Raw genomic sequence first — 21,803 nt, 5'->3', positions numbered from 1 at the left:
GTTATGTAAAAGTGACATTTGCCGAGCCTGACATGGGCAAATAGCGGACGCAATCTGGCAAGAAAAGAGTTGTGACCTGGCTTTTCGTTTTCGGCGTGATAGCCATCAGGATCCCGTCAGGCTATTCTTCATTCAGCACGATAATAATTACAGAGGCAATGTCATGGATAAAGAGCTACTGGATGCGGGTTACCGGGCCTATACCGGCGAGAAAATTGACGTTTACTTCAACACCGGGATCTGTAAACACTCCGGTAACTGCGTGCGTGGCAGCGCAAAGCTGTTTAATCTGAAACGTAAACCGTGGATTATTCCCGATGAAGTGGACGTTGAAACGGTTGTCCGCGTGATTGATACCTGCCCGAGCGGTGCGCTCAAGTATCGCCAAAAATAAGCGAGGAACCATGGATATTCTGGAAGGCCATAACAAGTTTTACGTGAATGATGCGAACGGCAACCAGGTCGCGGAGATTGTCTTCGTGCCGACCGGCGAGCACCTGAGCATTATCGAGCACACCGATGTGGATGAGAGCCTGAAAGGACAGGGTGTCGGTAAACAGCTGGTGGCGAAAGTGGTGGAGAAGATGCGCGGTGAGAACCGCAAAATTATTCCGCTGTGCCCGTTCGCGAAACATGAGTTTGATAAAACGCGGGAATATGACGATATTCGGGCGTAAATAACACCGGCGATGGCCGGTGTTTTTTTATCTTACCTGCTCAAGCAGCAATACCATCGCGATCAGCACCATTATCCCTCCAGATGCCATGCTCACCCGACGCGCCGCCTGTGGCCGGGTCGCCAGCACCGCTTTCGAACCATACCCCACCAGCAGATAGACCAGCGTACAGGTGATAAGGTGCATCATCCCAAGCGTGGACATTTGCATTGCTAACGACCAGCTCCCGGTCGGGTCTGTAAACTGCGGGAGCAGGGCCAGGAACAGCAAAAACACTTTCGGGTTTAGGCCGCTAATACAGAGCCCTTTCACCGCCCACTGTCGCCAGTTTCCCGCGTGGTGGCTCGCCTTTTCCGGGGCGGCAGGGTGACGCAACAGTCCGATGCCGAGCCACAGGAGATACGCGGCCCCCGCGAGGGTCAGCCCGGTTAACGCCAGCGGATGTTGAGCAATCACGACCCCCACGCCAGCCACGACAATGAGCGTGGCTAACAGATGCCCTGACATCAGCCCCAGCACCGCCGGTACCACGCGTCGCCCGTTAATCCCGGCGCTAATGGCGTAGGCCCAGTCGGCGCCTGGCGTCATGATGAGCAGAAACGAAACCACCCAAAAGCCGGCCACAATACTCATTTCCATCGTTCTGAAAACTCCCGCAGTGCGTTAAACGTTGCGAAAAAGAATATCGTTAACCCTGCGAAATAGGCTTTCAATGTTATGCTCATAACACGGTGAAATTGAGAAAATCTTCCAAATGGACAGCATCGATCGAAAAATTCTTGCGGCGCTCCAGTCTGATGGACGCCTGTCGCTTACCGAGCTGGCTGAGCGGGTCAATCTGAGCCTCTCGCCCTGTCATCGTCGCGTGCGGGCGCTGGAGCAAAGCGGGGCCATAACGGGTTACCGTGCCAGCCTCGACCCCGCCAAAATGGGATTTAACTTCCTGGCAATCGTCTTTGCGACGCTGAAAGAGGGGGACCGAAAGGCGGTTAGCGCGTTTGAAGAGGCGGTGGAGGAGATCCCGCAGATCGTGCTGGCGCAGCGTCTGTTTGGCGATCCCGATTATCTGATGCACGTTGTGACCCGCGACCTCTCCGCTTTCCAGAAGCTCTATGACGAGAAGCTTTCCGCCATGCCTGGCGTGCAGCATCTTCGCTCAACGCTTGTCATGAAAACGGTGGTGCAGGACAGACCTTTTCCGCTGGACGTTACGGGACGAGACTGAATGACATGCCCGGCAGAGCGCCGGGCATCAAAGAGGGGTTAGCCGACGAACATTACCGACACGCACAGCACCCCGACGATCAGCGTCAGCAGGTTGCCAATGGAGCGGTACGGTTTCAGGGAGGGGATGAGATACGTCGACAGCGTCGGCATGATAAACAGGATCATGGCGATAAGCGGGCCGCTGATGGCGTAAATCATCGAAATGGCGTTCGGGTTAATGCAGCAGACGGCAAAGGTGATTAACGACACCCCCATAATGGAAATCGCGCGGTTAAAGGCGCGGCTCTTTTTCACGCCTACCTGATTGAGCGACGACTTCACGATCTCCGTCGCCCCTTCAATCACCCCAAAATAGGTGCCGAGGAACGATTTCGACATCGCAATTATCGCCACGACAATCCCGGAAATTCCCAGCCACGCCGGTGAAGAGGGCATCATCGACAGCGCGGACAGGATCGTCACCCCTTCCTCTTTGGCGGCCACAATGTACGACGGCGGAATAGAGAGCAGGCAGCTGAAGACAAAGAACAGCACGCTCAGGCAGATAATCAGGTACGCCACCTTCATGATTTTCTTGCATTTATCCATGGCGCCGTCGCCAAATTTCTCGCGACGATCAACGGCAAACGTGGAGATAATCGGCGTATGGCTGAACGCAAACACCATCACCGGAATCGAAATCCAGACCTGGTGCAGCGTGTGGCGATCGACGGCCATCTGGCTGGTCAGCAGCGAGGGCTGCCAGCTGCCGATCAGATAGAGCGAGACAAACAGGAAATAGGCAATCAGCGGAAACACCAGGAAGCCCATCACTTTTATCGTGATATGCCGTCCCATCAGGAAGATCAGATTCAGGACCAGCACCACGCCAAGGCTGACCAGCACGCGAACGGCGGTATCCACCGTCAGGTGTTTTCCCAGTTGCTCGGTTAACGAGTTGGTGATGGCCACCGCATAAATCTGCACCACCACAAAGAAGGCGATGAAATAGAGCGTGGTGATTAGGTTGCCGATCTTCCGGCCGTAATAGTGCGAAACGGCGCCGGTGATCCCTTCGTTGCCTTTCGTTTTCGACGAGAGGATAAATTGCGCCAGCGCTTTGTGCGGCCAGTAGGTTAAGGGATAGGCCACGAGGGCGGTAATAAACAGGACGATTGCGCCTGCGGAGCCCAGCTGAATGGGCAGGAAGAGCGTTCCTGCGCCCACGGCCGTGCCGTAGAGAGCGAAACTCCAGAGAGCCTCATCTTTTGACCAAATTTTCGACATTAGAGCAACGTATCAACTATCAAACCATCAGAATGGAGTGCAATTTACCATAGTTATGCACGGAGAGCGCAGTTGCTTCGAAGGCGTTTGGCCGGAACGGACGTCCGGCCAGAAGGCGTTTAGCCTGCCAGGGCGCGTCGTTGCTGGCGGCGCTTAAGAAATTTCTCGCGGAGGCAATCGTACGCCCAGTTATAGAACATGGTGTACGGCAGGAAGAACAGGAAGAAACCTATTTCCAGTGTGAATGCCTGCAGCAGGGTGACGCCCAGCACGGCGGCGACAATCGACACGCCAATCACAATAAACCCGCATTCGAACCCCAGCGCATGCAACGCACGCACTTTTGCCGTACGTTTTACGCGCTGAACGGGCCAGAAACGGTCGAAGCCGAAGTTATAAATAATGTTCCACAGCATGGCGGTGGTCGCCAGAATAATGGTCAACCCACCCATTTCCACCACGGAACGCTGCATGAGCCACGCCGCCGTAGGGGCGAGGATCGCCGTCGCAATCCCTTCAAAACAGACAGCATGAAAGATCCGCTCCGGCAGTTTACGTTGGAGTGCATCCTGATGTTGCATAGCGATAGACCTCGTTAATTCGCCGGTATGGGCGTTGATGTGGCCTATTTTCATCGCTAAAGCTGATATATTAAAGATAGTATCCATCGCTAAAGTAGATAGGTTATGCGCTATTCACCCGAAGCCCTTACCGCGTTTGTCGAGACCGTTGCGGCAGGCTCTTTCTCTGCGGCCGCACGCCGGCTGCGTAAAAGCCAGTCGACGGTCAGCACGTCCATTGCCCATCTTGAAGCCGACCTGGGCTTCGAGCTGTTTGACCGCTCGGCACGCCAGCCGGTGTTAACGGCCCAGGGAGAACAGGTGCTGGGCTATGTGCAGGCTATACTCGCCGCCAGCACGCGGCTGGATGAGCTGGCGGTGTCGCTATCGGCGCAAACGGAGGCGCGTCTGACGTTTGTCCTTTCCGATACCCTCAACCCGGACGTGCTGGAAGAGATGATGAAACAGTTTGACGCGCGCTTTCCCCATACGGAATTCGAATGTCTGATTGGCGAGGAGGAGGACGTGATCGATCTGCTGCAAAAGGAGCGCGCGCAGATTGGCCTCACCGAAGCGCGAGACGGTTATCCTACGGATATCGGCGCCATCCGGCTGCCGATGCAGACCCGCATGGCGATCTATGTCGCGACCACGCATCCGCTCGCCGGACAACATGACGTTCAGCGTGACGAGCTGCACGGCTGGCGAGAGCTGCGGCTGAGCACCTATCTTGAGCGCGAGGCGGAGATCGCGCGCGGGCCCGTCTGGTCAGCCCCGAATTACCTGTTACTCTTGAGTATGGCGGTACAGGGATTTGGCTGGTGCGTCTTGCCGTGCGCGCTGGTGGATGAGTTTGCCGCCGCGAAATCCCTGGTACAGCTCAATGTTCCCGGTTGGCCGCGGGCGATCGGCATCGATCTGCTGTGGAATAAACGATCCCCTCCCGGCGTTGCCGGAAGCTGGCTGCGGCAGTATCTGCAGGATGCACGCTGATCCTTGTGATTAAACTCACTATTTTTAAACAATTAAGATAATTGCCAGTAACAATCCTCTACTATCGTCATGTCATTTAACACAGAGGTCGTGATGAAAGATGTCGTAATAGTGGGTGCGTTGCGTACAGCTATCGGCTGTTTTCAGGGAGCGCTTGCGCGTCACTCGGCGGTTGACCTGGGGAGCGTGGTGGTGAAAGCGCTCGTGGAACGTAGCGGGATCGCAGCACATGAAGTTGACGAGGTGATTCTGGGACAGGTCCTCACGGCCGGTGCCGGGCAAAACCCTGCGCGTCAGGCGGCGCTGAAGGGCGGGCTGCCCAATACCGTCTCCGCTATCACCATTAACGACGTCTGTGGTTCAGGATTAAAAGCGCTGCATCTCGCGACGCAGGCCATTCAGTGTGGTGAGGCGGACGTGATCATTGCGGGCGGGCAGGAGAATATGAGCCGCGCGCCGCACGTGTTGACCGACAGCCGCACCGGCGCACAGCTGGGCAACAGTCAGCTGCTCGACAGCCTGGTGCATGACGGCCTGTGGGATGCCTTCAATGACTATCATATGGGCGTGACGGCGGAAAATCTGGCGCGCGAGTACGGTATCAGCCGTGAGGTGCAGGACGCCTATGCGCTGAGCTCGCAGCAAAAAGCGCGTGCGGCGATTGATTCCGGTCGTTTTCGCGACGAAATTGTCCCGGTTAGCGCGCTGCGTCAGAACGGCGAGGTGATGGTTGTGGATACCGATGAACAGCCGCGCACCGACGCCAGCGCTGAAGGGCTGGCCAGGCTGAATCCTGCTTTTGAAATGCAGGGCTCGGTGACGGCGGGAAACGCCTCTTCCATCAACGACGGCGCTGCCGCCGTCATGATGATGAGCGAAAGCAAAGCCCTCGAACTCGATCTACCCGTGCTGGCCCGCATTAAGGCATTCGCCAGCGTGGGGGTTGATCCTGCGCTAATGGGGATCGCGCCGGTCTACGCCACCCGTCGCTGTCTGGAGCGTGCGGGGTGGCAGCTTTCTGATGTGGATCTGATCGAAGTGAACGAAGCCTATGCCGCACAGGCGATCTCCGTCGGAAAAATGCTGGAGTGGGATCCGCTGCGGGTTAACGTGAACGGTGGGGCGATCGCGCTGGGGCACCCGATTGGGGCGTCCGGCTGCCGCATCCTGGTTTCGCTGGTCCACGAAATGAAAAAGCGCAATGTCCGCAAAGGGATTGCCACGCTCTGTATCGGCGGCGGGCAAGGGGTGGCACTAGCCATCGAACGCTAACCTTTCCTTATTGAAAAGACCTCCTCCGGGAGGTTTTTTTGTGCCCTTTTTCTCCCGTCGGTTTAATTGTGATCCGAACATCATTTCCGTTATAAACAAAAATAAAAAATGAAACGTTGTTTTAAATGTAATTGAAAAGCTCACTTTATGCCGATAGTATGTGCTTATTATGAAAAACGGAACGCTGTTTCGTTTTACTTCCCGCCTTCGGGCATGACCACATCTGGAGGTTACCGTGGACGTCAGAGAAAGCATCCACAGCGCGCACGCCAAAACGCTGGATACTCAGGGGCTGCGCAAGGCATTTTTAGTCGAGCAGATATTCGAGGCCGACAGGTACACCATGGTTTACAGCCATATCGACCGCATTATTGTGGGCGGCATTATGCCCGTCACGAAAACCGTCTCCGTGGGCGGCGAGGTCGGTAAACAGCTGGGCGTGAATTATTTCCTCGAGCGTCGCGAGCTGGGGGTGATCAACATCGGTGGGCCGGGCACCATCACCGTGGACGGACAGTGCTATGAGATTGGCCATCGCGAGGCACTGTACGTAGGTAAAGGGGCGAAAGACGTGGTCTTTGCCAGCATCGACGCCAGCAAGCCTGCGAAGTTTTACTACAACTGCGCGCCGGCTCACACCACCTGTCCAACCAAAAAAGTGACCACGGCAGACGTCGCGCCCGTGACGCTGGGCGACAACCTCACCAGCAACCGCCGCACCATCAATAAATACTTCGTGCCGGACGTGCTGGAGACCTGTCAGCTCAGCATGGGGTTGACCGAGCTTGCGCCAGGGAACCTGTGGAACACCATGCCGTGCCATACCCACGAGCGCCGCATGGAAGTCTACTTCTACTTCAACATGGATGAGGACGCCTGTGTGTTCCACATGATGGGACAGCCGCAGGAAACGCGCCATATCGTGATGCACAACGAGCAGGCGGTGATTTCACCGAGCTGGTCTATTCACTCCGGCGTTGGGACAAAAGCCTACACCTTTATCTGGGGAATGGTTGGCGAAAACCAGGTCTTTGATGATATGGACCATGTTGCGGTCAGCGATCTGCGCTAGTCGCGGGCAGTGAAGCATAAACCTGCCTGTGAGTGACAGGCTCTGAAAGAGTAAGGAATAAACATGATTCTGGATGCATTCTCTCTGCAGGGGAAAGTGGCGGTGGTTTCCGGATGTGATACCGGACTGGGTCAGGGGATGGCGTTAGGCCTGGCGGAAGCGGGCTGCGATATCGTCGGGATTAATATCGTTGAACCGACGGAAACCATCGAACGCGTGACGGCGCTGGGTCGCCGTTTCCTGAGCCTGACCGCCGACCTGCGTAAAATCGATGCCATTCCTGAACTGCTGGATCGCGCGGTGGCGGAATTCGGCCATATCGACATTCTGGTCAACAACGCCGGGCTGATTCGCCGTGAAGATGCGATCAACTTCAGCGAACGCGACTGGGATGACGTGATGGATTTGAACATCAAGAGCGTATTTTTCATGTCCCAGGCGGCGGCAAAGCACTTTATCGCGCAGGGGAACGGCGGCAAGATCGTGAATATTGCCTCCATGCTCTCGTTCCAGGGCGGTATCCGCGTGCCGTCTTACACCGCGTCTAAAAGCGCCGTGATGGGCGTGACCCGCCTGCTGGCAAACGAGTGGGCGAAACACAACATCAATGTGAATGCCATTGCGCCGGGCTACATGGCGACCAACAACACCCAGCAGCTGCGTGCAGACGAGCAGCGCAGCGCGGAAATCCTCGACCGTATTCCGGCGGGGCGCTGGGGTCTTCCGCGCGATCTGATGGGGCCGGTGGTCTTTCTGGCCTCGTCGGCATCGGACTATATCAACGGCTACACCGTGGCGGTTGATGGCGGCTGGCTGGCACGTTAATTCCACCTGCATAACGAACCTCTGCCCTCGGGTGGAGGTTTTTTTTTGGCTAAAAATTGCCATTATCCATATGACATAAGATGAAAAATCCATACTGAAAATTCATAAATGACGCGTATCACAGTTTTATTGCTTAAATATTAGGTAATTAATAAAAAACGGTGCGATTTCAGCATTAGTTGAAATTGTAATGTCCATCACAGATCGTGATGCCATAGCGAAATAATCCATATCTTCACGAATTCCCGCCTGACACTTTTCTTCACTATCTCGTAATTTCATTTAACGAATTTTGCTGTTGAGGCAGGAAAAATATGACATCTATAAATGACTCTACCCTTATGCCCGCTGCGCTGCGCGATACCCGGCGCATGAATCAGTTTGTCTCCATTGCCGCTGCCGTGGCGGGCCTGTTATTTGGACTGGATATTGGCGTCATTGCCGGTGCATTACCGTTTATTACCGATCACTTTACCCTGAGCAGCCGCCTGCAGGAGTGGGTGGTGAGCAGCATGATGCTGGGCGCGGCCATCGGCGCGCTGTTCAACGGCTGGCTCTCGTTTCGTCTGGGGCGCAAATACAGCCTGATGGCCGGGGCGATTCTGTTTGTCGCCGGCTCCATTGGCTCCGCGTTTGCCGCAAACGTTGAGGTTCTGCTGCTTTCCCGCGTACTGCTGGGCGTGGCGGTGGGGATTGCCTCCTATACGGCACCGCTTTATCTTTCCGAAATGGCGAGTGAGAACGTGCGCGGGAAGATGATCAGCATGTATCAGCTTATGGTCACGTTGGGTATTGTGCTGGCGTTCCTGTCTGACACGTACTTCAGCTACAGCGGCAACTGGCGCGCAATGCTCGGCGTGCTGGCGCTGCCAGCGGTGGTGCTGATTGTCTTAGTGATCTTCCTGCCGAACAGCCCGCGCTGGCTGGCGCAAAAAGGGCGCCACGTGGAGGCAGAAGAGGTGCTGCGCATGCTGCGCGATACCTCCGAAAAAGCCCGCGAAGAGCTGAACGAGATCCGTGAAAGCCTGAAGCTCAAGCAGGGGGGCTGGGCGCTGTTTAAAATCAACCGCAACGTGCGCCGGGCGGTCTTCCTCGGCATGCTGCTGCAGGCGATGCAGCAGTTCACCGGCATGAACATCATCATGTACTACGCGCCGCGCATATTCAAAATGGCCGGGTTCACCACCACGGAACAGCAGATGATCGCCACCCTGGTGGTCGGGCTGACCTTCATGTTCGCCACCTTTATTGCCGTATTCACCGTGGACAAGGCGGGCCGCAAACCGGCGCTCAAAATTGGCTTCAGCGTGATGGCGCTCGGCACGCTGATCCTCGGCTACTGCCTGATGCAGTTTGATAACGGCACGGCCTCCAGTGGACTTTCCTGGCTTTCTGTCGGGATGACCATGATGTGTATCGCAGGCTACGCGATGAGCGCCGCGCCCGTAGTGTGGATCCTGTGCTCCGAAATCCAGCCGCTTAAATGCCGTGACTTTGGCATCACCTGCTCCACGACCACCAACTGGGTATCGAACATGATCATCGGCGCGACCTTCCTGACGCTGCTGGACGCGATTGGCGCAGCGGGAACGTTCTGGCTCTATACGGTGCTGAACGTGGCGTTTATTGGCATCACGTTCTGGCTGATCCCGGAGACTAAAGGCGTGACGCTGGAACACATCGAGCGCAAGCTGATGGCCGGGGAGAAGCTGCGGAACATCGGCGTGTGATCGTATTGCCTGTCTACGTATTCCAGCGTATGCAGGCGATAACCGATATTGGTTTAACAAGGCGCTGAACAGAGCGCCTTTTTTTATTGGCATCGGTTATGTTAAAAGAAGAAATCAACGAAAAGGAGGGATGATGAAAACGATCGGCCTGTTAGGTGGAATGAGCTGGGAATCGACAATCCCTTATTATCGCCTGATTAACGAAGGGGTGAAGCAGCGTCTGGGTGGTCTGCACTCCGCAAGCCTGCTCCTGCACAGCGTGGATTTCCATGAAATCGAAGCCTGCCAGTCGAGCGGCGAGTGGGATAAAGCCGGGGAGATCCTGGCCCAGGCGGCGCTCGGGCTTGAGCGGGCCGGCGCCGAGGGGATAGTGCTGTGTACCAATACCATGCACAAAGTGGCATCGCATATTGAGAACCGCTGCTCGCTGCCGTTCCTGCATATCGCTGACGCGACCGGGCGTGCAATTGCGGCATCCGGGATGCGCCGCGTAGCGCTGCTGGGCACACGCTACACCATGGAGCAGGATTTCTACCGCGGGCGCTTACACAGCGAGTTTGGGATCGAAAGTCTGATCCCGGAAGAAGAAGACCGGGCGCGCATCAATCAGATTATCTTTGACGAGCTCTGCCTTGGAACCTTCAGTGAAACCTCCCGCGCCTTCTATGTCAGCGTCATCGAGAAACTTGCGCAGCAGGGGGCCGAAGGGGTGATCTTTGGCTGCACGGAGATCGGTTTGCTGGTACCCGTTGAGCGAAGCCCTCTCCCGGTATTTGATACCACCGCTATCCATGCTGCGGATGCCGTGGCGTTTATGCTGTCATAATGGATCCTGCAGGTCAGGTAAGCGAAGCGCCAGCTGACGCGCGTGATCCATGACGTGTTCGGTGAAAGCGTCCACCAGCGCGGAAGCCGGACGGTGTAGCGGGCGGATCAGGCTCACGGTAAACGGGACGGAAACGCTAAAACGGCGCACGACGATCCCGCTTCCGGCATAGTCCAGCGCCGTAAGCGGATTCACCACCGCGACGCCGACGCCTGCGCGCACCATCGCACAAATCGAGGCCGCGCTGTGCGTTTCTACCACCATTCGCCGTTTTACCTGATGCTCGGCAAACAGGGTATCCAGCAGTTGTCGATAACTGTCGGTCTGCGACAGGCTAATGTAGTTTTCCCCATGGAAATCTTCCGGCGTGAGCACCGCCTTACCGGTAAGCCGATGTCCGGCGGGCAGAACGCACACTTCATCTAATGAGAGCAACTCCGTGCGCGCCGTGCCCGCTGGGGAGGAGAGTGTCTCGGTTATCCCTAAATCATGACGCTGAGCCGAAAGCCACTCTTCAAGCAGGGGAGACTCCTGCGGTACGATGGTGAGGCTGACCTCCGGATAGCGCGCCAGAAAGGGCTGGAGCAGCATCGGCAAAAAGGATTGGGAGAAGACGGGCAGGCAGACAATCGACAGCTCGCCCTGGCGAAACTCGCGCAGGCTTTCCGCGGCACTCACTATTCTGTCCAGCCCGTACCAGGAGCGCTGGACTTCCTCAAACAGACGTAACCCCTGTACCGTCGGGTGAAGCCTGCCCCGGGTGCGTTCGAACAGCTTCAGCCCCAGCACTTTCTCGAAGCGGGCCAGCTCGCGGCTTACCGTCGGCTGCGAGGTATGCAGCATCTGTGCGGCTTCGGTGAGATTACCGGTGGTCATCACGGCGTGGAAAATCTCGATATGGCGTAAATTGACGGCGGGCATAGGGCACCTGAAAGCAGAGAACTGTCCATATCATTTTTGCATAGACTCGCGATAAAACGATATTTTTTATTCTCTTTGCGCTGTGGCGTAATCATCAAAACGCATTTATCCGGAGAAGACCATGCCACGCCCGCTGAACCAGACTGATACCGATTTGAACGCCGACAACCTTCTGCGCCTGCCTGCCGAGTTTGGCTGCCCGGTGTGGGTCTACGACGCACAGATCGTCCGCGAGAAGATCGCCGCCCTGCATCAGTTCGACGTGGTGCGTTTTGCCCAGAAGGCCTGCTCCAATATTCATATTCTGCGACTGATGCACGAGCAGGGCGTGAAGGTGGACTCCGTTTCACTCGGCGAAATCGAGCGCGCGCTGGCGGCCGGATACGATCCGAAAGCCGACAGCGACGCGATCGTCTTTACCGCCGATGTGATCGACGATGCGACGCTGGAGCGCGTTCATGAGCTGCAGATCCCGGTGAATGCCGGTTCTGTGGATATGCTGGAACAGCTGGGTCAGGTTTCTCCCGGCCATCGCGTCTGGCTGCGCGTGAACCCGGGCTTTGGTCATGGCCACAGCCAAAAAACCAATACCGGCGGCGAAAACAGCAAGCACGGGATCTGGTATGCCGATATGCCTGCCGCGCTGGAGGTGTTACAGCGCTACAGCCTGAAGCTGGTGGGCATTCATATGCACATTGGCTCAGGGGTGGATTACGGCCACCTGGAGCAGGTGTGCGGCGCGATGGTGCGTCAGGTTGTCGACTTCGGTCAGGATCTGGAGGCGATCTCTGCGGGCGGCGGTCTCTCCATTCCTTATCGCGAAGGGGAAGAGGCGATCGATACCGATCACTATTACGGTTTGTGGAGCGCCGCGCGCGATCAAATCGCCGCGCATCTTGGCCACGCGGTAAAACTGGAAATTGAGCCGGGCCGTTTCCTGGTGGCGGAAGCCGGTGTGCTGGTTTCGCAGGTGCGCAGCGTGAAGGAGATGGGGTCTCGCCACTTCGTACTGATTGACGCGGGCTTTAACGACCTGATGCGTCCGTCCATGTACGGTAGCTATCACCACATTACCGCCCTGGCTGCCGACGGCCGCGATTTAACGCAGGCGCCGCGCGTTGAGACGGTCGTTGCGGGGCCGCTGTGCGAATCGGGTGACGTGTTTACCCAGCAGGAAGGCGGCAAAGTGGAGACCCGCTCGCTGCCAGAGGTCAAGCCGGGGGATTACCTTGTACTGCACGACACCGGCGCGTACGGGGCGTCTATGTCATCTAACTACAATAGCCGCCCGCTGCTGCCGGAAGTGCTGTTTGATAACGGCAAGGCGCGGCTGATCCGCCGTCGCCAGACCATTCAGGAACTGCTGGCTTTAGAACTCATCTGATGAAAGTACGGCCCGGTGGTGACCGAATCGCGTAAGACCAGCGTGCCGGTAAACGGCGGGATGGCATCGACCGGCTGGTTTCTTGCCAGCCGGATCGCCTGATCGATGGCGGTGACAATCATATTGTCGATGGGCAGATAAACCGATGAGAGCGCAGGCTCCAGCCATTTCGCGCTAGGGGCATCGTCAAAGCCGAACAGTGAAATATCCTGCGGGATTTTAAGCCCCGCCTGGTGTAACGCTTTGGACGCGCCCAGCGCCATATCGTCGTTACAGGCAAACAGGGCGCTAAACGATACACCGTCGGCAATCAATTCCTTGCACAGCTCATATCCCCCGGTCATTCCCGCATCGCCGTACTTAATCCGACGCTCGTCCAGACGGATGCCGTGCTTTTCCAGCGCCTTGCGATAGCCCATCAGCCTCGCTTTCCCGGTTGGGGTATGGATCGGGACGGTGATACAGGCGATCTCCCGATGCCCCTGTTCGATCAGATAATCCACAGCCTTAAATGCGGCATCCTGCTGTTCGAAGAACACGCAGCGATCCGGCGCCTGGCTCACTTCACGGTTAATGACCACCAGCGGTGTTTTTACGGTGTTCATCAGTTTGATGATCGCTTTTTCGCTCATATAGCGCGTATAAAGCACGATGGCATCGCACTGGCGATCGGCCAGCATCTGCACCGCCTGCTCTTCCTGTTCCGGCGCGTCGTGACCGTCGGTGACGATCAGCTGTTTCCCGTGGGTTTCAGTCTGCCGCGACGCCTGCTGGAGAAGGCGGCCAAAGTAAAAGCCGTCGAAGGTCGAGACGACCAGACCAATGCTGTTGCTGGTCTGGTTAGCCAGCGAGCGTGCGAGAAAGTTCGGCCGATAGCCCAGCTCTTCCATCGCAGCAAACACCTGCTGACGCGTACTCTCTTTAACCTGACCCGTGCCGTTCAGCACGCGCGATACCGTGGCCTTCGACACGCCCGCGCGCAGTGAGACATCCAGCATTGTTGCCATTCTACATTCCTGCTTCCACGTAATGATCTGCAGTTTAACACAGAGCTTACGCCGTATAAGCGATGCGGGAAGCGCAAAAATTCCGCCACGATCACGCTTTTTGGTAACGATTCGTCAGGCCTGCCTGAAGTCAAACTAAATAGTCTGACTCTGGTAAAATAATCGCCAATCGAGCTGGAGACGTCAGGCCAGCCCATTAATGAGAATACGCAGGTGAAACGTGAAAAAGACAGTTATCCTCCCGCTCTACGATGCACCGCAGTATGCTGAGCAGGTTACCGACTGGATCTGGCAGGCCTTTGGCGAAGGGCTTCCCCGGGAATTTTTCCACAGTATTGTTGAGCACAGCCAGACGCCGGGGGCATTACCGCTGACGTTTATTGCCGTTGAGGACGAAAAGCTTCTTGGTACGGTGGGGCTCTGGCGCTGCGATTTGATCACCCGTCAGGATCTCTTTCCGTGGCTGGCGGCACTGTACGTTGACGACGCGGCGCGAGGCAAGGGGCTGGCGGGAGAACTTCAGCGGCATGTTATCGCTTACGCCGCGCAGTCCGGGTATGAGGAACTCCATCTCTGGTCTGCCTGCCGCGACTTCTACGAACGTTACGGCTGGCAGTATATCGGTGATGGGCTGGAATACCCCAACACGCGGGTTCACCTCTACCGTTATTCGCTCTGCGCTTCTGCAGGCGACGCAACGGAGTGACGACGGACCAGCGTCGGGCTAAACAGATGCGTTATTTCCGGCGGCTGACGCTGTTCAGCCAGTGCGAGTGCCAGCTCGGCGGCCTGCGTTGCCATGGTGATGATAGGATAGCGCACGGTGGTCAGCCGCGGGCGAACGTAGCGGGAGACCAGCACGTCGTCGAAGCCAATCAGTGAAATTTCGGCCGGTACCTCAATCCCGTTGTCATTCAACACCCCCATCGCCCCTGCGGCCATGGAGTCGTTATAGCTGGCAACCGCCGTGAAATTCCGTCCGCGACCCAGCAGCTCGGTCATGGCCTGTTCACCGCCGCTCTCATCCGGTTCGCCGTAGGCCACCAGACGGTCATTACACGGCAGCCCGTTTTCACGCAGGGCGTCGTAGTAGCCCTGCAGGCGATCCTCCGCATCGGAAATCGGGTGATTGGAACAGAGATAGCCAATTCGGGTATGGCCCTGCTGAATCAGGTGCCGCGTGGCAAGCCAGGCACCGTAGCGGTCGTCGAGCGCCACACAGCGTTTCTCAAAACCGGGAATGATACGGTTGATAATCACCATGCCCGGCATCTGCTTCATCAGATGAATCAGTTCGGCATCCGGGATCATTTTGGCGTGTACTACCAGCGCCGCGCAGCGGTGGCGGATCAGCTGCTCAATGGCCTGGCGTTCCTTTTGTTCGTTATGATAGCCATTGCCGATCAGCAAAAAATTGCCTGTCTGATAAGAAACCTGTTCAACCGCTTTCACCATGGCGCCGAAAAAGGGATCGGAAACATCGCCCACCACCAGCCCGATGGTTTCTGTAGACTGCTGGGCGAGCGCGCGGGCATTGGCATTGGGATGATAATTCAGGGATTCCATGGCGCTTTGTACCGCCTGACGTGATGCGTCACTGGCTTTTGGTGAATCATTAATTACGCGCGAGACGGTTGCCACCGACACGCCTGCCAGACGGGCCACATCCTTTATTGTCGCCATTCATTACCTTCTTATTGGGGGTAAGCGTTTACACACCAAATAGTGTTGCGGAAAAGCGGCGTGCATTCAAGGGGAGCGGATTTTCGCGCTCCACAAACGTGACGCAGCACACCCCTGGCGGTGTAATCGTTACACGCCCAGTCATGTCTGAAGAATGTGAATCTGAACCTTTAGTTACACTTTGCCTCAGGCTGTTGCGATTGTCCGATAGCAAGGGTGTTAAAGAGGTTGATACAGTTGAGATCCCAGAGGTATTGATTGGTGAGAATTCTTAGTACGGTTTCGTACTCATCTCTTGCACCAACCTGCGCGGATGCGCAGGTTTTTTTTCGCCTCCACTTTTGCTATCGCTCCCTTACCACTTCTCGTGTAATCTGCCACCATTTACTATCGACCCTCCACACTGGCTGGCAAAGGGAGTTGAGATGCTATTTGGGTTCTTCCGTACGCTTTTCCGTATTCTGTTTCGCATCCGCATCACCGGCGATGCCCGGGCGCTTCGCGGCGAACGCGTTCTCATCACACCAAACCATGTTTCCTTTATAGACGGCATTCTGCTGGCGCTGTTTTTGCCCGTGCGCCCGGTGTTTGCGGTGTATACCTCCATCAGCCAGCAGTGGTACATGCGCTGGCTCACGCCGTTGATTGATTTTGTCCCGCTCGACCCGACAAAACCGATGATGATTAAACATCTGGTACGCCTGGTCGAGCAGGGGCGCCCGGTGGTCATTTTCCCGGAAGGGCGTATCTCCGTGACCGGTTCGCTGATGAAAATCTACGACGGCGCGGGGTTTGTCGCGGCGAAGTCAAAAGCGACCGTGGTGCCGCTGCGTATTGAAGGCGCGGAGCTGACCCATTTCAGCCGTCTCAAGGGGCTGGTGAAGCAGCGTCTGTTCCCCAAAATCACGCTGCATATCCTGCCGCCAACGTCGTTACCGATGCCCGACGCGCCGCGTGCCCGCGATCGCCGTAAAATCGCCGGGGAAATGCTGCATCAGATTATGATGGAAGCGCGTATGGCCGTGCGCCCGCGCGAAACGCTGTACGAATCCCTGCTTTCCGCGCAGTACCGCTATGGCGCGAAGAAAAACTGCATCGAAGACATCAACTTTACCCCGGATACCTATCGCAAACTGCTGACCAAGACCCTGTTTGTGGGCCGTATTCTGGAGAAGTACAGCAAAAAGGGCGAAAAGATTGGCCTGATGCTGCCTAACGCGGGCATCAGCGCGGCGGTGATTTTCGGCGCGGTTTCCCGAGGCCGGATCCCGGCGATGATGAACTACACGGCGGGCGTGAAGGGGCTGACCAGCGCCATTACTGCCGCTCAGATTAATACCGTCTTTACCTCCCGTCAGTTTCTGGACAAAGGCAAGCTCTGGCACCTTCCCGAGCAGCTCACCCAGGTGCGCTGGGTCTTCCTGGAGGATCTGAAAGCGGACGTGACCACCGGCGACAAGCTGTGGATATTTGCGCATCTGCTGGTGCCGCGTCTGGCGCAGGTCAAACAGCAGCCGGAAGATGACGCCATTATCCTCTTCACGTCAGGCTCAGAGGGCAACCCGAAAGGCGTCGTCCACAGCCACAAGAGCATTCTGGCGAACGTTGAGCAGATTAAAAGCATCGCCGACTTTACCGCGAACGACCGCTTTATGTCGGCGCTGCCGCTGTTCCACTCCTTTGGCCTGACGGTGGGGCTGTTCACGCCGCTCCTGACCGGCGCAGAAGTGTTCCTCTACCCGAGCCCGCTGCATTACCGCATTGTGCCGGAGCTTGTGTATGACCGTAACTGTACCGTTCTGTTTGGGACCTCAACCTTCCTGGGGAACTATGCGCGCTTCGCCAATCCGTATGATTTTTATCGCGTGCGGTATGTGGTGGCCGGCGCGGAAAAACTGCAGGAGAGTACTCGCCAGATCTGGCAGGACAAGTTTGGCCTGCGCATTCTCGAAGGCTATGGCGTTACCGAGTGTGCGCCCGTGGTCTCGATTAACGTGCCGATGGCGGCGAAACCGGGTACGGTTGGCCGAATTCTGCCGGGGATGGACGCGCGTCTGCTGGCGGTGCCGGGCATTGAGGACGGTGGCCGCCTGCAGCTGAAAGGGCCAAACGTGATGAACGGGTATCTGCGCGTGGAAAATCCGGGCGTGCTGGAAGCGCCGACGGCGGAAAACGTCAACGGCGAGATTGAAACCGGCTGGTACGACACCGGGGATATTGTCCGTTTCGATGAGCAGGGCTTTGTACAGATTCAGGGACGCGCGAAACGCTTCGCCAAAATTGCCGGCGAAATGGTCTCTCTGGAAATGGTGGAGCAACTGGCGACGGCCGTGTCCGCCGAGAAGATGCACGCCACGGTGGTGAAGAGCGATGCCAGCAAAGGTGAGGCGCTGGTACTGTTTACGACCGACGGTGAGCTTAAGCGCGACAGATTACTGAACTATGCACGCGAACACGGTATTCCTGAACTGGCCGTGCCGCGCGATATTCGCTACCTGAAACAGCTCCCGGTGCTGGGGAGCGGGAAGCCAGATTTCGTAACCCTGAAAGGCATGGTTGAAGAGGCGGAACAGCAAAATGCGTGAGTCAGTACACACTAACACTTCACTCAGGTCGAAAGGCATGATGGCCGTCATTGCCGCGCAGTTTCTCTCTGCGTTCGGTGATAACGCGCTGCTGTTTGCCACGCTGGCGCTGCTGAAAGCCGAGTTTTACCCCGACTGGAGTCAGCCGATCCTGCAGATGGTGTTTGTGGGCGCTTACATTATCTTTGCCCCGTTTGTGGGGCAGGTGGCGGACAGTTTCCCGAAAGGCCGGGTGATGATGTTTGCCAACGGCCTCAAGCTGCTGGGTGCCGCCAGCATTTGCTTTGGCTTCAATCCGTTTATTGGCTACACGCTGGTGGGCATTGGCGCCGCCGCCTACTCCCCGGCGAAGTACGGCATTCTCGGCGAGCTGACCACCGGGGATAAGCTGGTGAAAGCCAATGGTCTGATGGAGTCATCTACTATTGCCGCTATCCTGATTGGCTCCGTTGCGGGCGGCGTGCTGGCCGACTGGCATGTGCTGGCGGCACTGGGCGTGTGTGCGGTGGTATATGGCGGGGCTGTCGTGGCGAACCTGTTTATTCCGAAGCTGCCTGCGGCTCGCCCGGGTCAATCCTGGCGATTTAAACCGATGACCGGCAGTTTCTTTACCGCCTGCCGCGTGCTGTGGCGTAAGGGTGAAACGCGTTTCTCCCTGATGGGGACCAGCATGTTCTGGGGCGCGGGCGTCACGCTGCGCTTCCTGCTGGTTCTGTGGGTGCCGGTGGCGCTGGGCATTACTGACAATGCGACGCCAACCTATCTTAATGCGATGGTGGCCATCGGCATTGTGGTTGGGGCGGGCGCGGCGGCGAAGCTGGTCACGCTGGAGACGGTCGCACGCTGTATGCCCGCCGGGATCCTGATTGGCGTCGTGGTGCTTATCTTCTCGCTGCAGCATGCATTATTGCCCGCGTATGCCCTCCTCATCCTGATTGGTATTCTGGGGGGCTTCTTCGTGGTGCCGCTGAACGCGTTACTGCAGGAACGGGGCAAGCAGACCGTCGGGGCAGGCAATGCCATTGCGGTACAAAACCTGGGTGAAAACCTGGCAATGCTGTTAATGCTGGGGCTCTACTCGCTGGCGGTAAAAGTGGGTGTGCCGGTGGTCGGGATTGGCGTCGGGTTTGGCGGGCTGTTTGCGATTGCGATTGCTGCATTATGGCTCTGGCAACGTCGCCGTTGATATATAGACGGGTGACGGCTTCGCCTTACCCGGCCTGGGTTTGAGCACCTGTAGGCCCGGTAAGCGTCGCGCCACCGGGCAAAAGCGTCAGGCTATGGTGCAGGATAAGTATAAACCTGATGCACCGCTTCAATCTCCGCTAACACCTCTTCACTCAGGTTCAGGTGGAAACTCTCAATATTGGTTTTCAGCTGTTCCATCGTGGTTGCGCCCAGCAGGGTACTGGCAACAAACGGCTGACGACGCACGAAGGCCAGCGCCATCTGCGCAGGGTCAAGACCGTGACGCTTCGCGATATCCACATAAGCGGCAACGGCTTTCTGCGTCTGCTCGCCGCTGTAGCGGGTAAAGCGGCTAAAGAGGGTGTTACGCGCCCCGGCCGGTTTCGCGCCGTTCAGGTATTTCCCCGTCAGGGTGCCGAAGCCGAGACAGGAGTAAGCAAGCAGTTCCACTTCTTCATACTGCGTCACTTCGGCCAGACCCACTTCATAGCTGCGGTTAAGCAGGCTGTACGGGTTCTGAATAGTCACGATACGCGGCAGATCGTGCTTATCCGCCAGGTGCAGATAGCGCATGACCCCAAAGGCCGTTTCGTTAGACACGCCAATGTAGCGGATTTTTCCCGCACGCTGGCATTCGGTCAGCGCTTCCAGTGTTTCCAGCAGCGTCACCGCGGGGGCGCTCTCATTCCAGCTGTACCCGAGCTTGCCAAAGCAGTTGGTTGGCCGCTGCGGCCAGTGTACCTGGTACAGGTCGAGATAGTCGGTTTGCAGGCGCTTGAGGCTGGCGTCCAGCGCGGCGCGGATATTTTTGCGATCGAGGATCTGGTTCGGGCGGATCCCGGTATCGTTGTTGCGCGCGGGGCCGCTGACTTTGGAGGCAATCACCAGCTTTTCACGGTTGCCGCGTTTTGCCAGCCAGTTACCGACGTAGGTTTCGGTAAGTCCCTGCGTCTCAGGACGTGGCGGAACAGGGTACATCTCTGCGACATCAATCAGGTTAATGCCCTGGCTGACGGCATAATCGAGTTGTGCATGGGCATCGGCTTCGCTGTTTTGTTCACCAAATGTCATCGTGCCCAACCCCAGTTGGCTAATTTCCAGAGCGCTGTGGGGGATACGGTGATAATGCATAGCCGGCTTCCTCAGTAGACATATAAACCGCGTCAGGGCGTACCCGACAAAGGAATATAAACATGGCAGAGGGGAAGCAAAAGGGGAAGAAAAAAATCAAAAAGGCCAGCAAGCGACTGACCTCTCTCTGATTATCGCTCGATAATTTGCGATACTTCGTCGCGATTGATCTGCATTTTATTGCCTTCCTGGTCGCGGTAGCTGACCAGACCGGTATCATCGTCGACTTCGGGTTTACCGTCGGTCAGGATCATTCGACCATCTTTTGTCGCCATGACGTAATCGCTGCTACAGCCCGATACGGCAAACGCTAAACCGACTGCTGACACTAATACTGCCCATTTTTTCATCGTTATCGTCCTCATCTGGCTTGCATCAAATCATAATCTAGTATTAACCCGATATGGCGACTTGAGGAAGCGGTAAAATCTTAAAAAGCAGTCGATTATGTTTGAGAGCTCTCAAAATAAGTAAAAAACTATGTTTTCAACAGGAAATGACGTGCGAGTAGTGCGCCGGTGAAATTCTTTTTGAGATAAAAACCGCGCGGCAACGTCAGTATCGGCTCACCCTGCGCGCCGATCGCCTCGGTAAGGGCTTTACTGTTGGCGGCTTTTGGGCGCAGCTGTAATACCTCTCCGTGTCGGGCGGTGATGCGCTCAACCTGCCCAAGAACAATCATGTCCATCAGCTCTTCCCAGTCCAGACGCAGCTGATGCTCCTCATTCTCGTCCGGGCTCCAGAGCAGCGGCGCGCCAACGCGACGGTCGGCCAGGGGAATCTGACGTTCACCCTCAACCGGTACCCACAATACGCGCTTTAGCTTGTGACGAACGTGGCTGGTTTCCCACGTTACGCCGGTATTGCCGGTTAATGGCGCAACGCAGACAAAGGTGGTCTCAAGCGGCTTGCCCTGGCGGTCTACAGGAATGGTTTTTAGCTCCACGCCAAGGGCTGCAAAATCTTGCTCAGGTTTGCTCCCTGCGCTGGCACCCAGCCACAGCTCCAGCAGCATGCCGATCCAGCCTTTATCCCGTTTCAGATCCTTCGGGATCGGAAGCCTGGCCATTGCTGCCAGCTCGCCAAGCGAAAAACCGGCCAGACGCTGTGCCTGCAGTAGCAACTGGCTCTCGCTGGACGGTGGTGAGCTCAAGGGTGTAAGCGGATGCATGACGGTAACCTTTTGATTAAAAAATAAACGAAGAAATTGTCCCCTGTGGATAGAGTTTAACTTTTTCTGTACCAATATGACATCTCTATGATTTATATGTTTTTTTATTGGTATGAAATCGTTTCGCATGGGCGGAAAAAGCGGTTGTTCAAATCTGGTCACTGACAATGAACAGGATCTTACACCATGTTATCCACAGAAAAATGGGATAACTGGGCATAACCCTGACTACTGTTTCCATTTACAGCCTTGACGTGCGATGAAAATCGAATTTTCACACAAATT

The 21,803-nt window shown here is 56.5% G+C and carries 22 protein-coding genes; 13 read left to right on the top strand and 9 right to left on the bottom strand.

The genetic code is table 11. The features are described 5' to 3' along the window. Nucleotides 1-163 precede the first annotated feature (163 nt). Together yjdI and ABFV38_RS17845 are read left to right on the top strand one after the other, a co-directional pair. Nucleotides 164-394: a 4Fe-4S mono-cluster protein YjdI gene (gene yjdI / locus ABFV38_RS17850; RefSeq protein ID WP_008499689.1), complete on the top strand. Its 231-nt coding sequence runs from the start codon at nt 164-166 to the stop codon at nt 392-394. Between the two features lie 10 nt (nt 395-404). Beyond that, nucleotides 405-677, top strand: coding sequence for a GNAT family N-acetyltransferase (locus tag ABFV38_RS17845; RefSeq protein ID WP_008499687.1), 273 nt, complete (start codon nt 405-407; stop codon nt 675-677). A gap of 27 nt (nt 678-704) precedes the next feature. On the opposite strand, the gene ABFV38_RS17840 is transcribed toward ABFV38_RS17845, so the two are convergent. Next, nucleotides 705-1,316, bottom strand: a complete 612-nt coding sequence (locus ABFV38_RS17840; RefSeq protein WP_048029141.1) for a LysE family translocator — start codon at nt 1,314-1,316, stop codon at nt 705-707. Between the two features lie 115 nt (nt 1,317-1,431). Between ABFV38_RS17840 and ABFV38_RS17835 the strand changes: the two genes are divergently transcribed. After that, nucleotides 1,432-1,902 (top strand): Lrp/AsnC family transcriptional regulator, encoded by a 471-nt coding sequence (locus tag ABFV38_RS17835; RefSeq protein WP_008499685.1) that lies wholly within the window; start codon nt 1,432-1,434, stop codon nt 1,900-1,902. 38 nt (nt 1,903-1,940) lie between these two features. Here the strand turns inward: ABFV38_RS17835 and ABFV38_RS17830 are convergent, their stop codons facing one another. Together ABFV38_RS17830 and ABFV38_RS17825 are read right to left on the bottom strand one after the other, a co-directional pair. Further along, entirely contained in the window at nt 1,941-3,170 is a 1,230-nt protein-coding gene (locus tag ABFV38_RS17830; RefSeq protein WP_348957671.1) for an amino acid permease, read from the bottom strand. Between the two features lie 119 nt (nt 3,171-3,289). Next, nucleotides 3,290-3,751: a multidrug/biocide efflux PACE transporter gene (locus tag ABFV38_RS17825; protein ID WP_023333288.1), complete on the bottom strand. Its 462-nt coding sequence runs from the start codon at nt 3,749-3,751 to the stop codon at nt 3,290-3,292. A 105-nt stretch (nt 3,752-3,856) separates the two neighbouring features. On the opposite strand from ABFV38_RS17825, the gene ABFV38_RS17820 reads away from it, so the two are divergent. The 6 genes from ABFV38_RS17820 to ABFV38_RS17795 all read left to right on the top strand — a co-directional run bounded on the left by ABFV38_RS17820 (nt 3,857) and on the right by ABFV38_RS17795 (nt 10,448). Beyond that, on the top strand, nt 3,857-4,723 hold the full coding sequence (locus tag ABFV38_RS17820) for a LysR family transcriptional regulator (RefSeq protein WP_045909903.1): 867 nt from the start codon (nt 3,857-3,859) through the stop codon (nt 4,721-4,723). A gap of 93 nt (nt 4,724-4,816) precedes the next feature. Further along, a complete protein-coding gene (locus ABFV38_RS17815) occupies nt 4,817-5,995 on the top strand; it encodes an acetyl-CoA C-acetyltransferase (RefSeq protein ID WP_235404737.1) in 1,179 nt (392 codons plus the stop codon). A gap of 235 nt (nt 5,996-6,230) precedes the next feature. Then, entirely contained in the window at nt 6,231-7,067 is an 837-nt protein-coding gene (gene kduI, locus ABFV38_RS17810; RefSeq protein ID WP_045909902.1) for a 5-dehydro-4-deoxy-D-glucuronate isomerase, read from the top strand. Between the two features lie 63 nt (nt 7,068-7,130). Beyond that, nucleotides 7,131-7,892, top strand: a complete 762-nt coding sequence (kduD, locus tag ABFV38_RS17805) for a 2-dehydro-3-deoxy-D-gluconate 5-dehydrogenase KduD (protein ID WP_048224726.1) — start codon at nt 7,131-7,133, stop codon at nt 7,890-7,892. Between the two features lie 314 nt (nt 7,893-8,206). Further along, nucleotides 8,207-9,622: a sugar porter family MFS transporter gene (locus tag ABFV38_RS17800; RefSeq protein WP_045909900.1), complete on the top strand. Its 1,416-nt coding sequence runs from the start codon at nt 8,207-8,209 to the stop codon at nt 9,620-9,622. A gap of 133 nt (nt 9,623-9,755) precedes the next feature. Next, nucleotides 9,756-10,448, top strand: coding sequence for an aspartate/glutamate racemase (locus ABFV38_RS17795; protein WP_235404742.1), 693 nt, complete (start codon nt 9,756-9,758; stop codon nt 10,446-10,448). Here the strand turns inward: ABFV38_RS17795 and ABFV38_RS17790 are convergent. Beyond that, on the bottom strand, nt 10,443-11,369 hold the full coding sequence (locus ABFV38_RS17790) for a LysR family transcriptional regulator (protein WP_348957670.1): 927 nt from the start codon (nt 11,367-11,369) through the stop codon (nt 10,443-10,445). The two genes, ABFV38_RS17795 and ABFV38_RS17790, sit on opposite strands and share 6 nt — an antisense overlap. A gap of 121 nt (nt 11,370-11,490) precedes the next feature. Here ABFV38_RS17790 and lysA point away from each other — a divergent pair, with 121 nt between their 5' ends. Then, a complete protein-coding gene (lysA, locus tag ABFV38_RS17785; protein ID WP_348957669.1) occupies nt 11,491-12,753 on the top strand; it encodes a diaminopimelate decarboxylase in 1,263 nt (420 codons plus the stop codon). Here lysA and ABFV38_RS17780 read toward each other — a convergent pair. After that, a complete protein-coding gene (locus tag ABFV38_RS17780) occupies nt 12,723-13,760 on the bottom strand; it encodes a LacI family DNA-binding transcriptional regulator (RefSeq protein WP_167213621.1) in 1,038 nt (345 codons plus the stop codon). The two genes, lysA and ABFV38_RS17780, sit on opposite strands and share 31 nt — an antisense overlap. Nucleotides 13,761-13,980: 220 nt before the next feature. Here ABFV38_RS17780 and ABFV38_RS17775 point away from each other — a divergent pair, with 220 nt between their 5' ends. Further along, a complete protein-coding gene (locus ABFV38_RS17775) occupies nt 13,981-14,466 on the top strand; it encodes a GNAT family N-acetyltransferase (RefSeq protein WP_128301373.1) in 486 nt (161 codons plus the stop codon). Here the strand turns inward: ABFV38_RS17775 and galR are convergent. Then, nucleotides 14,427-15,443, bottom strand: a complete 1,017-nt coding sequence (gene galR, locus ABFV38_RS17770) for an HTH-type transcriptional regulator GalR (RefSeq protein WP_021242019.1) — start codon at nt 15,441-15,443, stop codon at nt 14,427-14,429. The genes ABFV38_RS17775 and galR overlap by 40 nt on opposite strands. Before the next feature lie 425 nt (nt 15,444-15,868). On the opposite strand from galR, the gene aas reads away from it, so the two are divergent. After that, the gene (aas, locus tag ABFV38_RS17765) at nt 15,869-18,028 is read left to right on the top strand and encodes a bifunctional acyl-ACP--phospholipid O-acyltransferase/long-chain-fatty-acid--ACP ligase (RefSeq protein ID WP_348957668.1); all 2,160 of its coding nucleotides are present in this window, start codon (nt 15,869-15,871) and stop codon (nt 18,026-18,028) included. Beyond that, nucleotides 18,021-19,214, top strand: coding sequence for a lysophospholipid transporter LplT (gene lplT, locus ABFV38_RS17760; protein ID WP_348957667.1), 1,194 nt, complete (start codon nt 18,021-18,023; stop codon nt 19,212-19,214). Before aas ends, lplT begins: the two co-directional genes overlap by 8 nt. Nucleotides 19,215-19,306: 92 nt before the next feature. Here the strand turns inward: lplT and ABFV38_RS17755 are convergent, their stop codons facing one another. From ABFV38_RS17755 to mutH, 3 genes are all read right to left on the bottom strand, one after another. After that, nucleotides 19,307-20,347, bottom strand: coding sequence for an NADP(H)-dependent aldo-keto reductase (locus ABFV38_RS17755; RefSeq protein ID WP_023309049.1), 1,041 nt, complete (start codon nt 20,345-20,347; stop codon nt 19,307-19,309). A 131-nt stretch (nt 20,348-20,478) separates the two neighbouring features. Continuing rightward, nucleotides 20,479-20,697, bottom strand: coding sequence for a YgdI/YgdR family lipoprotein (locus ABFV38_RS17750; protein ID WP_008499668.1), 219 nt, complete (start codon nt 20,695-20,697; stop codon nt 20,479-20,481). Between the two features lie 128 nt (nt 20,698-20,825). Next, nucleotides 20,826-21,518 carry a DNA mismatch repair endonuclease MutH gene (gene mutH, locus ABFV38_RS17745; protein ID WP_348957666.1) on the bottom strand — a complete coding sequence of 231 codons (693 nt, stop codon included), beginning with the start codon at nt 21,516-21,518 and terminating at the stop codon, nt 20,826-20,828. Nucleotides 21,519-21,803 lie beyond the last annotated feature (285 nt).

It is taken from the genome of Enterobacter cloacae complex sp. Mu1197 (assembly GCF_040059225.1).
Lineage (GTDB): Bacteria > Pseudomonadota > Gammaproteobacteria > Enterobacterales > Enterobacteriaceae > Enterobacter > Enterobacter quasiroggenkampii.
This window is presented reverse-complemented; position numbering and strand designations above follow the sequence as displayed.